This is a genomic window from Blautia sp. Sow4_E7 (assembly GCF_052116245.1).
Lineage (GTDB): Bacteria > Bacillota > Clostridia > Lachnospirales > Lachnospiraceae > Blautia_A.
Genome location: NZ_JBQKLL010000040.1, coordinates 1 through 16,370, shown reverse-complemented (window position 1 = coordinate 16,370; position 16,370 = coordinate 1). Strand labels below are relative to the sequence as shown.

The window sequence follows — 16,370 nt, the reverse complement described above, 5'->3', positions numbered from 1 at the left end:
TGAGGTATAAGGAGACGTTTATGGAATATGATTTAACCCTCTTTGAGAAAGGATTAGAAGAGCTTGGAATTGCTCTGTCCCAGGAGCAGAAGAAGCAGTTTATTACTTATTATGAGTATCTTGTAGAGAAGAATAAGGTAATGAATTTAACTGCAATTACCGAATATGACGAGGTAATTTTAAAGCACTTTCTTGACAGTTTATCTATCGTAAAAGTAGGATGTTTTGGCCAGAAAAATCTGGCAGGTAAGTCTGCAATTGACATCGGAACCGGCGCCGGATTCCCTGGAATCCCGCTGAAAATTGCTTTTCCAGAATTGAAAATTACCCTTCTGGATTCCCTGAACAAGCGAGTAAATTTCCTCAATGAAGTGATCGAAATGCTTGGCCTAAAAGACGTAACAGCTGTCCACGGAAGAGCCGAAGACTACGCCAAACAGAAGGAGCACAGAGAAAAATACGACTTCTGTGTCTCACGCGCAGTAGCCAACTTAAGCACACTTTCCGAGTACTGCATCCCCTTTGTAAAAGAAGGCGGCAGCTTTATTTCCTACAAATCCGGCAAGATCGACGAGGAACTTTCCCAGGCCGAAAATGCCGTAAAAATCCTCGGCGGCAAAGTCCAGGACGTAGTGAAATTCCCCCTTATGGACACCGACATGGATCGCTCTTTTGTGGTGATCAAGAAGATGAAACCGACTGCAAAGAAGTATCCGAGAAAGGCTGGGCTGCCGTCGAAGGAGCCACTGGTGTAAGACACACTTCCAACACAAAATAATCACATATTTCTCACACAATCATCTAAATTTCCTCACAGGTTGCACATAGAATTATCATAGATAGATGCATGGGATAAGCCATGCATCTGCAACTTGAAGGAGGTAAGAAACTTGATTGAAGTAAAAAATCTGGTAAAACGCTATGGCGACCACACCGCTGTAGACCACCTTTCTTTTGAAATCGAGAAAGGCAAGATTTATGGTTTCCTGGGCCCCAACGGCGCCGGAAAATCCACAACCATGAATATGATAACCGGCTATATTGCATCCACCGAAGGAACAGTAGTCATAGACGGTCATGATATTCTGGAAGAACCTGAGGAGGCAAAAAAATGTATCGGATATCTACCCGAAATGCCGCCCCTTTATTTTGATATGACCGTTCTGGAATATCTGAAATTCGTAGCAGATCTGAAGAAAATTCCTAAAGATAAAAAAGCATCCATGATCGAAGAAATCATGGACATGGTGAAGATCACAGACATGAAAAACCGTCTGATCAAAAACCTTTCCAAAGGTTACAGACAACGTGTAGGTATCGCTCAGGCCGTGCTCGGCTACCCGGAAGTCATCATTCTGGATGAGCCAACCGTCGGACTTGACCCGAAACAGATCAATGAGATCCGCGAGCTGATCAAAGGCCTGAAAAAGAAACACACCGTTATCCTCAGCTCCCATATTTTGTCCGAAGTCAGCGCAGTCTGCGACTACGTGCTGATCATTTCCCATGGAAAACTGGTAGCCAGCGATACCCCTGAGAACCTGGGCAAACTGGCAGCAGGCTCCAACAACCTGAACCTGCTTGTAAAGGGCCAGAAAGACACCATCAGAGCCGCTCTGGAGGTCGTAGAAGGGGTAAAAGAGGTTGCGGTAAAGAAAAGCCCGGAGGAAGGCATATACGCTATTACAGTGGGCACAGAAGAGAATATAGATGTGCGTGAAAAAGTATTCTACAGCATGGTAAATGCCGGCTGTCCGATCCTTGAAATGCAGTCTAAGAAAGTTTCTCTGGAGGAGATCTTCCTTGAACTTACAGAAAGTGAGAAAAAGGATAAAAATGATACTGGGAAAAAGTCTGGAAAACCTTTCTTTAAGACAGCAGCAGATGCGGAAAAGTATCTGAATAAGGAAAATGAGGATACAGTCCCGGATAATGGCCTTGAAGACAAAAATACAGAAAAATCAGACGAAATATCTGATTCTGTGTCAGATAACGGACTTTCTGGTGAAGATCAGAGTAGTATGGATGATGAAAAGGGGGAAGAGTAAACCATGCTTGCTATCTATAAAAGAGAGCTGAAAAGCTACCTGACCTCCATGGTCGGCTACCTGTTTATGTTTTTCGTACTGTTAATTGCAGGTATCTACTTTTCAGCATATCAGCTTACCGCTGCTTATCCGAAATTTGAATATACCTTAAACGCCATGACCTTTGTGTTCCTGATCGCAGTGCCGATCCTGACCATGCGTGTACTTGCTGAGGAAAGAAAGCAGAAAACAGACCAGCTGCTGCTCACATCCCCAGTATCCGTATTCGGCATTGTAATGGGAAAATATCTTGCACTTGTAACTATATATGCAATCCCTATTGCAGTACTGGCAACCTATCCGCTGATCATGTCAAAATTTGGAACCGTTGCATTTGGCTCCGCGTATACAGCACTCCTTGGTTTTTTCCTTCTTGGAAGTGCAAACATTGCAATCGGCGTATTTTTCTCAGCAATCACTGAGAGCCAGGTAATCGCAGCAGTCCTTACCTTTGTATTTTTATTTGCCTTTTATATGATGAACGGAATTTCCTCCTTTTTCTCACAGACCGCAATGTCCACATGCGTCACATTTGGTCTTCTGATCATAGCACTTTGCCTTATGATCTACAGCATGATCAAAAATGCAGTGATCTCAGGCGCTATTTGTGTGATTGGAGAAGTGGCACTGGTGATCGTTTATGTTGTAAAATCCAGTGTATTTGAAGGCGGAATCCAGAAGGTTCTTGAAGTGTTCAACTTAAGCTCACACTTTGAAAACTTCACAAACAGTATTTTTGACGTGACCGGAGTCCTTTATTTCCTGTCTGTCATTACCATCTGTATATTCCTTACCATGCAGACTATTTTGAAGAGACGTTGGAATTAAGGAGGTGGGGAAAATGTTTTTTAAAAAGAAAAATGATAACAATATTAACAATAACGATATGAACAACGAAAATGCAATAAATGCGGAAAATGTCGAAAACAATAACAATAATAACAAAAAAGAAAAGCGGAAATTTAAAGACAGCATTAATAAAAAGTATTTAAAAAATGGAAGCTACAGTTCCATTATGATTGTTGTTTTTGTTGCGATCATTATTGTTATAAATATGATCGTGGGAAACCTTCCCTCAAAGTACACACAGCTGGATATCAGCTCTGAAAAACTTTACACGATCGGCGATGAAACCAAGGCCATGCTGAAAGATCTGGACAAAGATGTGACCATCTATCAGATTGCCCAGAGCGGAAGCGAGGATGAGACCATCAGTAATCTGCTTCAGAGATATGCAGATGAATCTGACCATATTACTGTAGAACAGAAGGACCCGGTGGTAAATCCAAAATTTGTCAGTGAATACACCAGCGACAACCTTTCTTCCAACAGCCTGATCGTTGTATGCGGCGACAGAAACAAGGTTGTAAATTATAACAATATTTACGAATCCACAATGGATTACAACACATACAGTTATCAGACAACCGGGTTTGACGGCGAGGGACAGATCACAAGTGCCATCGCATATGTAACCAGTGAAAATCTGCTGGTATTGTACACATTAGAGGGACATGGAGAGCAGGAACTTGATTCTACAATTAAGGAAGATATTGAGAAAGCAAACATGGAGATCAAATCCCTGAATCTGCTTACAGAGGGAAGCGTTCCAGAGGATGCAAGCTGTCTGCTGATCGATTCTCCTACAACAGATATCTCAGAGGATGAGAAAAATGCACTGATCGACTACCTAGAAAATGGTGGAAAAGCCATGATTTTCTCCGACTATACAGGAGAAAAGATGGAAAATTTTGATGCAGTCCTGGAAAACTACGGTGTAAGCAGAGAAGACGGCCTGGTATTTGAGGGAGATGCACAGCATTATGCAGCTCAGATGCCTTATTATCTTGTTCCTACTGTGAACAGCACAGACATTACGTCTGATGTTGCTTCTTCCGGATATTATATCCTGATGCCATATGCGCAGGGAATCCAGAAATCCGATGATGTGAGAGACACAGTAAATATTGAAAGCCTTCTTACAACTTCTGACAGTGCATATTCAAAAACAGACTTAAACAGCGGCACTCTTGAAAAAGAAGACGGCGATGTGGATGGACCATTTGATCTGGGCGTCAGCATTACAGAGACGGTAGATGATGATAAAGAGACACATATTATTTATTATTCTACCTCCAATCTGCTGCAGAGCCAGATCAATCAGATGGTTTCCGGTGGAAATGAGAAGCTTGTGATGGCTTCCTTAAGCTCTCTGGTAGATACAGAAGACAGTACAACCGTGTCTATTCCATCTAAGAGCCTGGAAGTATCTTACTTGACTTTGACAGCATATGATGCAAGCTTCTGGAAAATCTGCACCATTGGTTTGATTCCTGGAGCATTCCTGTTGATTGGATTTATGATTTGGTTAAAGAGGAGAAAAGCCTGATGAAGAAAAAATCAGTAAATCTTATTACTGCAGTAGGCGTTCTGGTAGTCCTCAGCGGAGTTTACGTAGGTGTAAAAGCCTACGTAACAAAGCAGGAGGATGCCGCAGAGTCTGAGAGTACGGAGGAGGAAAATCCGGAAATCGTATCTATAGCGTCCGCTGATGTGAAATCAATAAAATTTGTGATTGATAAAAAAGAAGTTATCTTTGAAAAAAATGGAGCTTCCTGGGTAAAAAGTGATGAGACTGATTTCCCAGTGGATCAGGACAAAATCGATACACTGGTCAGCTCCCTGAATTCCATAACAGCGGAGAGAACACTGGAAGATGTAGAAGATGCCTCTGAATATGAACTGGATCAGCCGGAAAATACCATCACAGTTACCACGGAGGATGGAGAGACAACAGTGATTCAGCTTGGAATGGAAAATGACTCTACCAGCCAGGAATACATCGATCTGAACAAGGATTCTTCCACTGTTTATGTGGTAAGCAATTCCACGTTTTCTTCTTTTGAAGGAAGTTTGTATGACTTTGCCAAGAGTGGTACATTCCCAACGGTGGATTCCTCTACCGTCAGCAAAATTTCTGTAGATGGAAAAGATTCTTCCTATGTTGTGGAAAAAGATGAAAATAATTTCTGGAACATTACTGGAGAGGGAGATACTGAAAAAGCAGATTCTGCGAAAGCAACTACACTGGCCACCGCATTATCCAGTATGACTTATGCAAGTTATGTAAATTATAATTGCACAGAAGACCAGCTTTCCCAGTATGGTTTGGATAAGCCTTATGCAGAAATTACAGTAGATTATCAGGAGAAAGTCGAGAAAAAGTCCACTGATACGGAAAATGAGGCTGAAAATGGCACTGAGGACGTCTCAGAGGCATCTGAGGATGAGAACCAGGTGGATGAAAATACGGATTCTGAGGATGCGGAAAGCAGTAGTGCAAATGAAAATACAGATGATAGTGCCGCAGAGAATTCAGGAAATGTAGAAGACAGTGATACTGATGAGGAAGAGTCTGGAGAAGCAGATGAATCAGACATCACAAATTCCGATTCTACAGAAAGTACAGAGACTTCAGAGGAAGACGCAGAAACGGAAACAGAAATGGCAGACAGAGAACTTGTAATCCAGGTTGGAGACCAGTCATCAGACGGTGGACGATACGTTCGTGTAAATGACAGCAACGAGATTTACACAATCTCCGAAGATTCACTTGATACATTCCTTGGAAAAACATATTCTGATTTCTGGGATTTAACAGTAAGCTATCTGTCTGTTAATAATTTGGATACTTTGGATGTGAACTATGAGGGAGAAGATTATACTGTAAATGTTTCACGTGAAACATCTGAGGATGAGTCAGATGATACGACAGAAGACAGCAGTAGTGATGCTTCTGATGAAAGCGCTGCTGCAGAGGATTCAACTGCCTCAACTGAGACAACAGCTGCAGATACCGAAAGCTCAGATGGCAGTTCTTCTGATTCCAACACCACAAGCTCTGCCAGCGTAACTTTGTCCTACACATTGAATGGAAATGATTTGGACAGCACAACATTTACAACGTTCTACAACAAATTGATCAACATGGCGGGACAGAAACGCCTGACGGATGAATTCAAATCTCATACAGATCCGGAGATGACTGTGAAATTTACAGATACAGACGGAAATGAAACAGATGTTGAGTATTATTCCTATGACACGAATTACTATGCTGCTGTTACAGAAGGAAAAGCTTATCTGGTAAACAAAATGACTGTGAAAGAACTGTTCCAGGCGTTTGATGAGGTAACTGGTAAGAAAACTGATACTGAAGAATCTCAGGAGACAGAGTGAACCAGTGAAAGTGAAGAGATACAGTAATAAATATATTATCTCTAAAAAGACAATAACAAATGACGTAAAATAAAGGCGAAAAGGTTCCTGCTTTGAGATAAAAAGACAGGAACCTTTTTGTGTGTAAAAAAATAATTAATGTAAAATTGTAACTTGTAACTGTTTAGTACCTTTACGGGTACATATTTGGTGCTGTGTAGAAATCATGCTTTGCATGATTTCGCGTCACACTTCTCAGGCTCTCTGTGAACTGCGTTCGCAAAAAAACACCTTGCGGAATATTACTGTCCGAATAGATGCTTAAAATTATAGTTTTATAGTTGACGAGATAGAGATTAAAATTACAAGGGAGCGACTATTTCTGAAATAGCAACTAACGCAGCTTCTCCACTAATTGTAATTCGGTTTCCGCTTTGAAGGGTACAGTGCAAATAGCCACCGCGTTTTGACGCCTGGTAAGCGAAAATCTCCTGCTTATTTAACTGATCTGCCCAGTATGCTGCAATCTGGCAGTGAGCAGAACCACAGACTGGATCTTCTGCAATACTTAATTTGGGACAAAAACTACGTGAAACACAGTCAGTATCACTTCCGGCAGCTGTTGCATTCTGAATCCTGCCCTCTATTTTGCGTAAAAGCTCCTGGTCTGGAGTCATATTTCTTACAATATCCTCTGACTCAAATACACATACCAAATCTAATCCCAAAACAGCTTTTACAGGCCGAGCTCCAAATGCTTTTTTCATATCATCGGTAACCGGAATTTCCTTTAATTCATAGGTTGGGAAGTTCATTTCAAATAAATTATCGTTTCGGTGAATGGTTAATTCTCCACTGAGAGTATTAAATTTTACTTCTGTACTATGTTTCTCATAATAGTTTAAGATAACATAAGAAGATGCTAAGGTAGCGTGCCCACACAATTCTACCTCTGTTCCTGGTGTAAACCAACGGAGGTGGTAACCAGCCTCTTCTTTTACAATAAATGCTGTTTCTGAAAGGTTATTTTCCATGGCAAGCTTCATCATAGATTCCTCTGAAGGCCAGGAATCCATGACACATACGGCTGCCGGATTACCGGAAAAAGGCTTGCTGGTAAATGCGTCTACAATATACTGCTTCATATTAGCTCCTCCTGCACAAAGAAATAATATACTGACCGATATATTACTCATTAAAAAAGAAAAAATTGCAAAGTCCTAAAAATGGGAATCTGGTTGAAAAATATTATATCACAAAGTATGTTGAAAAGTAATTGAATGTGACAAGAAAATGTAAAAATGAACATAAAAGCACAATAAATGACACTTTGCAACAAATAAAACACTTGAAAGCACAATAAATAGGACTTATTGAAAAGAAATGAACGAAATTATAAAAAATTATGTTGAATAATTACTGCCATACCAAATAAAAATGAATTTAGAAAATACTAATACAATTGTAAGAATATTATAAATACTAAAATAAAAAACACTTTGCGGAAAAATCGGGCCTCTCTAAGATATAAAAAGAAAAAGCCTTAAAATTATATTAATGAAAATATAATTTTAAAGCTTTTTTTCATTTACTATTAGGGGTATGTCTATATACCTTTCATTTGATTAAAAAAAACGTACCAACTTGTTCAAGGAAAGCCTCTACATTCTCAATATGTGGAAAATGCTTGGAACAAGGGATGGTTGCGGACTCAATTGCTGGGTTTACTTTCTGATAAGTCTCTACGATTGCAACTCCGTTAGGCTCATCCTCTCCTTCTACAATATAAATACTATTGTCCAGAGATTCTAATGCATGACGGATATTAATATTCATATATTTGGCACTCTGGCTGGAATAGAGGCATTTCGCATAGTATCCACCCTTATGTGCAGCCTCATAATATGCATCCATTACATCTTTATCTACATGGAATGGATTGTAGTAGAGGTTATCAAGGAAGAAATCATTAATTGTTTCACGTGAAACAATTATATGGTAAATAAACGTTCCAAATATAGGTAATTCAATAAAGAACTTGAACAATTTATCCTTTTTTGTAGTAGTCTGTGCAAGAGAAACCATGCTTACAGGGTTAATAAACATGATTTTATTAATGTTTTCTTTGTCATAAGCTGCAGCAGTAGTGACAAAAGAACATGAAAAACCACTTGCGATGATATCAGTTTTCTCTTTTATTACATTTTTTATGAAATCACAGATGATCTGTACGAAAAGGAAGTTAGTATATGTAATTCCAGCCTTTTCAGAACGTCCGCATCCTAATAAATCTATGGTGTAGACGGTGTGCTCCTGGGCAAGCTTATCCTCCACACGGGACCATTCGTAGCCGCTTGCACCTGGCATTATGTCATGAATCAAAAGAAGAGGGGAGCCTTTTCCCTTCTTTGTATAATAAATTTTTCCGAAACGCCAATTATAGTAGTTGTGATTGGAAAAATCAAGCATTTCTTTCAACTGAGAAGAGGCAACGATTACTCTATTGGTAAGATGGATGACACCCGCTACAATAGTGGTTAAGGCAGCCAGAGTCAGGATTTTGTGTTTACTGTCTTTCATTTTTATGGAGGACCTCCTTTGGGTTTGTATGTATATTATACGCCAAAAAGGTTGATTTTACAATGTTTTTTGGCATATAAATGGGAATTGACAGAATATATTAGGACATGTATGGCTTGCTTTTGAGTAGAAAATAATGAGCAAAAGAATTGCTATCTTTTGTGTGGCAAAAGTTATTCAAGACGGACGCATTCGGACAATGGGTATTACTCACTCACCGGCGCAACGCTCCGGCAAACTAATCGCTAACTACGACTAATGCGTTCGGGAGAGCCCTCACGCATAAGTCTTCGTAAGCGCTGGATTTCGCCTGCGCTAAGAACGCGCCTGAAATGGTTCGCTGGAGTAATACCCATTGCCCGAACGCTGTGTGCTGGTTGGAACTGTTTGGCTTTCAGTTGGCAGTAACTATCAAATTCTGGTAATATAATATTCATGCAGCTATGCATTTCAGGAACGCTGCGGCGTATAGCAGTAAATATACATTGCCAAATCGCGCCTGGATAATGAAAATCAAACCTACTGAATGGTAATATACTCCCAAATCACTGGATAGTGGCAAATAAAATCTGTCGTTACTGATAAAGTATAGGAAAAACAACATACGAAACATCTCAACTGATAAAAACTTCTAAGTGTTAGCTGGTTCTGGCCAGTACACAGCATTTGGACAATGGGTATTGCTGTAGCAAGCCATTTCAGGAGCGTTCTTAGCGTAAGCAGTTAGCAGTTCGCTGGAGCGTTGCGCCGGCGCGCGGGCAATACCCATTGTCCGAATGCGTCCCTCTTGAAAAGCTTGTAACATCCTAAAGCCCCCTAAATACCTTCCTAAGTAACAATGAAATTCTCATAATAAATGTCTGAACTCCCCAGATCCTGGGTATAATTGGTGAGAAGATAAAAATAGACAATATTTTTGCAAAAAGAAATGGCATTTTCTATGTTTCACGTGAAACATTATGTGGCGAGATAAAATTAAAAGTGTTATAATAGCAATAGTTATATGATAGGATTGCGGAAACTGTAAAATGGTGGAGCAATCTGTAAAAATCAGGCATTGTTTACAAGTGGTGTTCGCGAAATGTTTCACGTGAAACATTAGTTGTAAACGATGACAAAATAAAATGAAAGGGAGGGTTGATATTGGGCAGAACGATTGCGGTTGCTAACCAGAAAGGTGGCGTTGGCAAATCTACTACAGCCATTAACCTTTCGGCATGCCTGGCAGAACAAGGAAAAAGAGTTCTGACAATTGACATGGATCCTCAGGGAAACACTACCAGTGGATTAGGTGTTGACAAAAATGAAGTAGAAGATACACTCTATGAACTTCTGGTAGGACAGTCTGATGTTGAGAAAACGATTGTCAAGGATGTAGTAGAAAATGTAGATTTGATACCATCCAATGTAAACCTGTCCGGTGCAGAGATTGAACTGGTTGGGATTGATAATAAAGAATACATATTGAAAGAGATCACCGATAAAATAAAGGACAATTACGATTATATCATCATTGATTGTCCACCATCTCTGAATATGCTCACCATTAACGCACTTACTGCTGCGACATCCGTTTTGGTACCGATCCAGTGTGAGTATTATGCATTGGAAGGTCTGTCACAGCTGATCCATACGATTGACCTGGTAAAAGACAGACTGAATAATGATCTGGAGATTGAAGGCGTTGTATTTACGATGTATGATGCCAGAACAAACTTATCTCTGCAGGTTGTAGAGAATGTAAAAGAAAATCTTCAGCAGAACATTTATAAGACAATCATTCCGAGAAATGTCAGACTTGCAGAAGCTCCAAGCTATGGACAGCCGATCACTCTTTATGATCCAAGATCCACAGGAGCAGAAGCTTATCGCCTTCTTGCAGAAGAAGTGATCAACAGGGAGGTTGAATAATGGCTGTTAAGAAAAAAGGTCTTGGAAGAGGTCTGGATGCTCTTTTTCCAGAAAAGTCAGTAAAAACAGCAGAAAGGAAACCTGTACAGAAGCCTGTTGCGTCAGAAAGCAATTCGTCTTTACAGGCTGGCGATACGACAGCTGCTTCAGCTGTGAAACCTGTTACACCAACAAACAATGCAGCACAGACAGATCCAGCTGAGCCAAAGAAATCCGAACTGCTTGTAAAGATTTCGAAGGTTGAGCCAAATAGAACTCAGCCGCGTAAGCAGTTTGACGAGGACGCTTTGGTAGAGTTATCAGAGTCAATCAAGCAGTTTGGCATCTTACAGCCCCTTTTGGTATCAGACAAAGGTGATTATTACGAGATCATCGCTGGTGAGAGAAGATGGAGAGCTGCCAAGCTTGCTGGTTTGAAGGAAGTTCCGGTAATCATTAAGGAATTTAATGATCAGCAAGTTGTAGAGATTTCCCTGATTGAAAATATTCAACGGGAAGACTTAAATCCAATTGAAGAAGCGATGGCTTATAAGCGTCTTATTGACGAGTTTAAGCTGAAACAGGATAATATTGCAGAACGTGTTTCCAAGAGCAGAACCGCAGTTACCAATTCCCTTCGTCTTCTGAAACTGGACGACAGAGTACAGCAGATGCTGATCGACGAGATGATTTCTGCTGGACATGCCCGTGCGATCCTTGCAATTACCGATAAGGAAAAGCAGGCCAGTGTGGCTATGAAGGTTTTCGATGAGAAATTAAGCGTTCGAGAGACTGAAAAGCTGGTAAAACACATTGTGGAACCGCCGAAAAAGACTCCGAAACAGGTAAATACAGCAGAAGATGCGATTTACGAGAGCCTGGAGGAGAAAATGAAGGGAATTGTAGGAACCAGAGTTTTCATCCACAGGAAGAAGAACAATAAAGGTAAAATTGAAATTGAATATTATTCCAGAGATGAACTGGAAAGAATCATTGAGTTGTTTGAGTCAATAAGATAAGGAGAGTGCATGAGCAGTATTTTTGACAGCCTGGGAATTGATCCAGGTATCATCATTATTTTACTGCTGATTCTGACCATCGTTCTGGCGGTGAATGTATTCAGCAGCAAAATGAGGCTTAGCCGGTTGGAACGTAAGTATAAAATGTTCATGAAGGGCAGCGACGCACAATCTCTTGAAAAAGTATTTGTTCGGAAATTTGCCCAGATCGATCGTCTTTACGAGGCAAAAGAAGATCATGAGCATGATATCAGCTTTATCAAACACCATCTGGAAACAATGTTCAGCAAATATGGTGTTGAAAAGTATGATGCGTTCGATGATGTAGGAGGCAAACTTAGTTTTGCACTTGCACTGCTGGACCAGGACAATTCAGGCGTTATTCTGAATGCAGTACACAGCAGAGATAACTGCTTCCTTTACCTGAAAGAAATCGTAAAGGGAGAATCGTATGTAATGCTGAGTCAGGAAGAACTGGAAGCCTTAAGAAAAGCTGTTAATTTTGGCCTGGAAAATATTGAGAAAGATGAGTAAACTGGTGATTGAAGAGAATTAAGTTGATGAAAATGTTTTACGTGGAATGGCAAATGAAAACCTATTAAAGATGGAAAAATCAACGCAATTCGACACAAAATGACAATATTGTTATAAAATAAAAAACAAATATCAATATTGTTATAAAATGATTGCCGATTAACCAATCCATTTTCCCAGCATAAATCAGTAATAAGCAACACAAAATATGGAAAAATAAAACAGATACTTACTATATAATAAATGTATCAGTACAGGAGGAAGACATGTTAGACATTAAATTTGTGAGAGAGAATCCGGAGATCGTAAAACAGAACATCCGCAACAAATTCCAGGACAGCAAACTGGAGCTGGTTGATAAGGTTCTGGAGCTGGATAAAGAGAACCGTGAGATCAAGCAGGAAGTAGAGGCACTTCGTGCAGAGAGAAATAAGATTTCCAAACAGATCGGTGCTCTTATGGGCCAGGGCAAGAGAGAAGAAGCTGAAGAAGTTAAGAAACAGGTTGCAGCTTCCGGTGAGCGTATTGAGGAGCTTTCCAAGAGAGAGAAAGAGGTTGAGGAAGAGCTTCTGAAAGATATGATGGTTATCCCGAACATCATTGATCCGTCTGTACCGATCGGTAAAGATGACAGCGAGAACGTTGAGATTGAGAAATTCGGTGAGCCGGTTGTTCCGGACTTTGAAGTACCATATCATACAGAAATTATGGAAGCTTTTGATGGAATCGACCTTGACAGTGCAAGACGTGTTGCAGGTAACGGATTCTACTATCTGATGGGCGATATCGCAAGACTTCACTCTGCAGTTATCGCATATGCACGTGATTTCATGATCAACAGAGGCTTCACATACTGCGTACCGCCTTTCATGATTAGAAGCAACGTTGTTACAGGTGTTATGAGCTTTGCTGAGATGGATGCTATGATGTATAAGATCGAGGGCGAGGATCTTTACCTGATCGGAACCAGCGAGCATTCCATGATCGGTAAATTTATCGACCAGATCATCCCAGAGGAAGAGCTTCCGAAAACTCTTACCAGCTATTCTCCTTGCTTCCGTAAAGAGAAAGGTGCTCATGGACTTGAAGAGAGAGGCGTTTACCGTATCCACCAGTTTGAGAAGCAGGAGATGATCGTAGTTTGCAATCCAGAGGACAGCAAGATGTGGTTTGACAAACTGTGGCAGAACACTGTTGATCTGTTTCGTTCCCTGGATATTCCGGTTCGTACACTGGAATGCTGTTCTGGTGACCTGGCAGACCTGAAAGTGAAATCCCTGGATGTTGAAGCATGGTCTCCAAGACAGAAGAAATACTTTGAGGTAGGAAGCTGCTCCAACCTTGGTGATGCACAGGCACGTCGTCTGAAAATCCGTGTGAACGGAAAAGATGGCAAGAAATATCTTGCTCATACTCTTAATAACACAGTTGTTGCTCCGCCAAGAATGCTGATTGCGTTCCTTGAGAACAACCTGAATGCAGATGGAAGCGTAAATATTCCAGTTGCCCTTCAGCCATACATGGGTGGAATGACAAAAATCGAGAAAAAGTCCAAATAATTGGACTTAAAAACGAAATGGTATAAAAATACCAAAAATGGGACTTTGATCTGAAAATAGTAATAGATAAAAAGTAAATGATCTGAAAATAGTAATAGTCAAAAGTAAAATATCAGATGGTCCGGAGAATATCTGAATATCTGAAAAGTTGTTTGATTCGCAATAAGACTGCTTAACAGGGAGGTGATAATGTGCATAGTTATTTAAGAACTGTTGGCTTTTCAAAGGTAAAGTCACGTAAAGAAATGCAGGAAATCATTCAGGATGTGATAAATACTTACGATGAGAAAATTGCAGTGGAGAATCATCCAGATGAAGTTTTTGTACAATATTCCAAGAATTATGGCTGTGACTGTGGAATAACAGTCTGTGGACAGTATGATGAAGACAATGAGTTTCACGTAGAATATTCATTTCCGTTTTTTCGCGGCACAGGAATCACCTCTCAGGAGAGTGTAGTCGTGGAGAGACACGCAGAGAAAGAGTCTTACGCAGGGGCGTGTGATGACATGCGCCTTGGCGTGACTTTGATCTTTTATCTTCAGAATCCTGCAGAATATATGCTGGAGAAGTATAAGGGGAATATGCGTGAAGGACAGCCACTGACGATTACAGGACTGGCAAGAGAAGGGAAGATCCTTTTTCCGGTTCAGAAAGATAAAGAAGCTGTAAAAGTAGAGCGGGAGCTGACAAAAAACCGCAATAATCTGATCGCGGCTGCCAGAAATGGTGATGAAGAAGCCATGGAAGACCTTACAATGGAAGATATGGATATGTATTCCATGATTTCTGAGCGTATTGTTACAGATGATGTGCTGACAATTGTGGATACCTGTTTTATGCCTCATGGAATTGAATGTGACCAGTATAGTGTGATGGGCGAAATCGTGGATTTTGTGAATTTTAAGAACATTCTCACTGGTGAGAAACTGTGCCAGATGACTATCGAGTGCAATGATATCCAGTTCGATGTGTGTATAAACTGTGCGGATCTGCTGGGAGAACCGGCTGTGGGACGCAGATTTAAGGGACTGATTTGGCTGCAGGGGCAACTGCATTTTTAGACGAATCTTTAGATTCATCTAGAGCCTGTTTGAAAAATCATTCCTGCAATCTGCACGCCCCACTTTGCGGTATATTTCACCTGAATTCGGTTGTCGTAGCCCGCTACGACGCCCTCATCCGGGCAAAATCTCCCACAAATTTTGACGCACATCTTGCAGAAAGCCTTTTTCAAACACGCTCTAATTTAAGTTATAAAAACAATCTCAAAGATAATAAAAAAGCTCTTGACAACTTCGAAAAAAGCTCCTATAATGCAGAACTATCAAAAAGCAAACGAAACTACAAAGGCGTAGAACACTTCAATGTGTCTGCGCCTTTTTTGTTTCCAGGCTTAAAAACAATCTTTTTACGAGGAGGAAATCAACTATGAAAAAATTCAAAACAATTTCAATGGGACTGGTACTTACAATGGGACTGATGACTGGTCTTGGTGCAACTCAGGTATTTGCAGATGATCAGAAAGTTTACAAAATCGCATGTGACCAGGCATATGCTCCATTTTCCATTAAGCAGGATGATGGAAGTTATAAAGGAATTGATGTAGAACTTCTGGCTGCAATTGCAGAGGAAGAGGGTTTCGAATATGAGTTGACTCCTATGGATTTCTCAGGTATCATCCCGGCACTGGTTTCAGGAACAATTGATGGTTCTATTGCAGGAATGAATATCACAGATGAGAGAAAAGAGAGCGTTGATTTCTCTGATGGATATTATGAATCCGGTTCTGCACTGGTTGTAAATAAGGATGATGATTCCATTTCTGATTTTGATGATCTTAAGGGAAAAGTTGCAGCATGCAAGGAAGGAACTACCGGTCAGCTGTGGTGTGAAGATCATGCTGATGAATACGGATTTGAGACAACTGTTTATCCGGATTCTGTAAGTATGATGATGGCAGTTGCAAACGAACAGGCTGATTTCCTTATCGAGGATTATCCGGTAATCAGCTATCAGATCAAGATTGGTGAGCAGGAAAATCTGAAAGTTGCCATTGACGCAATCGAGGAAGCACCTCAGAATGGATTTGCTGTAAAGAAAGGCGAGAATGCTGATCTTCTTAAAATGTTTAACGAAGGACTTCAGAAAATCAGAGATAACGGCAAATATGATGAGATTATTGCTGAATATGAATAAAAAAGACAGACAGAAAGCTGCATAATAAAGCAATATTAAAGTCAACGGAAAATATATTTTTACTCATAACTGTAAGGTATTGAAATGTTATGGGCAGAAGAAATAATCATTGAAAAGTAAAAACTGAATCGTAAAAAGGCATTCAAGGGAGAACGCCTATAAAAAGCGTTCTCCCTTCAGATTGTAGACAAAGCCCTGCTTTTGCAGGGTTTTGCTATTGTTGGAACCGCTTTTCTGATATAATAAATATCAGAAGGGCGGTGTTTTTTATGATGACGAAAAAT

General features: G+C 40.3%; 14 protein-coding genes. 12 read left to right on the top strand and 2 right to left on the bottom strand.

The genetic code is table 11. From position 1 onward, the window contains the following. Window positions 1-20: 20 nt before the first annotated feature. From rsmG to ACTQ50_RS16170, 5 genes are all read left to right on the top strand, one after another. Window positions 21-755, top strand: a complete 735-nt coding sequence (gene rsmG, locus ACTQ50_RS16190) for a 16S rRNA (guanine(527)-N(7))-methyltransferase RsmG (protein ID WP_441485044.1) — start codon at window positions 21-23, stop codon at window positions 753-755. A 135-nt stretch (window positions 756-890) separates the two neighbouring features. Next, a complete protein-coding gene (locus ACTQ50_RS16185; protein ID WP_441485043.1) occupies window positions 891-2,048 on the top strand; it encodes an ABC transporter ATP-binding protein in 1,158 nt (385 codons plus the stop codon). Between the two features lie 3 nt (window positions 2,049-2,051). Then, window positions 2,052-2,915, top strand: a complete 864-nt coding sequence (locus ACTQ50_RS16180) for an ABC transporter permease subunit (protein WP_441485042.1) — start codon at window positions 2,052-2,054, stop codon at window positions 2,913-2,915. 13 nt (window positions 2,916-2,928) lie between these two features. Continuing rightward, window positions 2,929-4,476 carry a GldG family protein gene (locus ACTQ50_RS16175; protein ID WP_441485041.1) on the top strand — a complete coding sequence of 516 codons (1,548 nt, stop codon included), beginning with the start codon at window positions 2,929-2,931 and terminating at the stop codon, window positions 4,474-4,476. After that, window positions 4,476-6,326 carry a DUF4340 domain-containing protein gene (locus ACTQ50_RS16170; RefSeq protein ID WP_441485040.1) on the top strand — a complete coding sequence of 617 codons (1,851 nt, stop codon included), beginning with the start codon at window positions 4,476-4,478 and terminating at the stop codon, window positions 6,324-6,326. The genes ACTQ50_RS16175 and ACTQ50_RS16170 overlap by 1 nt, the downstream gene beginning before the upstream one ends. A 341-nt stretch (window positions 6,327-6,667) precedes the next feature. Here ACTQ50_RS16170 and ACTQ50_RS16165 read toward each other — a convergent pair whose 3' ends face one another. Both ACTQ50_RS16165 and ACTQ50_RS16160 read right to left on the bottom strand, forming a co-directional pair. Next, a complete protein-coding gene (locus tag ACTQ50_RS16165; protein ID WP_441485039.1) occupies window positions 6,668-7,450 on the bottom strand; it encodes a PhzF family phenazine biosynthesis protein in 783 nt (260 codons plus the stop codon). A 472-nt stretch (window positions 7,451-7,922) separates the two neighbouring features. Next, a complete protein-coding gene (locus ACTQ50_RS16160) occupies window positions 7,923-8,885 on the bottom strand; it encodes an alpha/beta fold hydrolase (protein WP_441485038.1) in 963 nt (320 codons plus the stop codon). Window positions 8,886-10,028: 1,143 nt separating this feature from the next. Between ACTQ50_RS16160 and ACTQ50_RS16155 the strand changes: the two genes are divergently transcribed. From ACTQ50_RS16155 to ACTQ50_RS16125, 7 genes are all read left to right on the top strand, one after another. After that, on the top strand, window positions 10,029-10,796 hold the full coding sequence (locus tag ACTQ50_RS16155; RefSeq protein ID WP_441485037.1) for a ParA family protein: 768 nt from the start codon (window positions 10,029-10,031) through the stop codon (window positions 10,794-10,796). Further along, window positions 10,796-11,794, top strand: a complete 999-nt coding sequence (locus tag ACTQ50_RS16150) for a ParB/RepB/Spo0J family partition protein (protein ID WP_441485036.1) — start codon at window positions 10,796-10,798, stop codon at window positions 11,792-11,794. The genes ACTQ50_RS16155 and ACTQ50_RS16150 overlap by 1 nt, the downstream gene beginning before the upstream one ends. A 9-nt stretch (window positions 11,795-11,803) precedes the next feature. Continuing rightward, window positions 11,804-12,328, top strand: a complete 525-nt coding sequence (locus tag ACTQ50_RS16145) for a DUF4446 family protein (RefSeq protein ID WP_295279203.1) — start codon at window positions 11,804-11,806, stop codon at window positions 12,326-12,328. Window positions 12,329-12,594: 266 nt separating this feature from the next. Continuing rightward, window positions 12,595-13,887: a serine--tRNA ligase gene (gene serS / locus ACTQ50_RS16140; protein WP_226820986.1), complete on the top strand. Its 1,293-nt coding sequence runs from the start codon at window positions 12,595-12,597 to the stop codon at window positions 13,885-13,887. 191 nt (window positions 13,888-14,078) lie between these two features. After that, a complete protein-coding gene (locus ACTQ50_RS16135; protein WP_441485035.1) occupies window positions 14,079-14,951 on the top strand; it encodes a DUF3881 family protein in 873 nt (290 codons plus the stop codon). Then, window positions 14,924-15,322 (top strand): DUF6783 domain-containing protein, encoded by a 399-nt coding sequence (locus ACTQ50_RS16130; RefSeq protein ID WP_441485034.1) that lies wholly within the window; start codon window positions 14,924-14,926, stop codon window positions 15,320-15,322. The genes ACTQ50_RS16135 and ACTQ50_RS16130 overlap by 28 nt, the downstream gene beginning before the upstream one ends. Further along, entirely contained in the window at window positions 15,319-16,086 is a 768-nt protein-coding gene (locus ACTQ50_RS16125; protein WP_441485033.1) for a transporter substrate-binding domain-containing protein, read from the top strand. The genes ACTQ50_RS16130 and ACTQ50_RS16125 overlap by 4 nt, the downstream gene beginning before the upstream one ends. Window positions 16,087-16,370 lie beyond the last annotated feature (284 nt).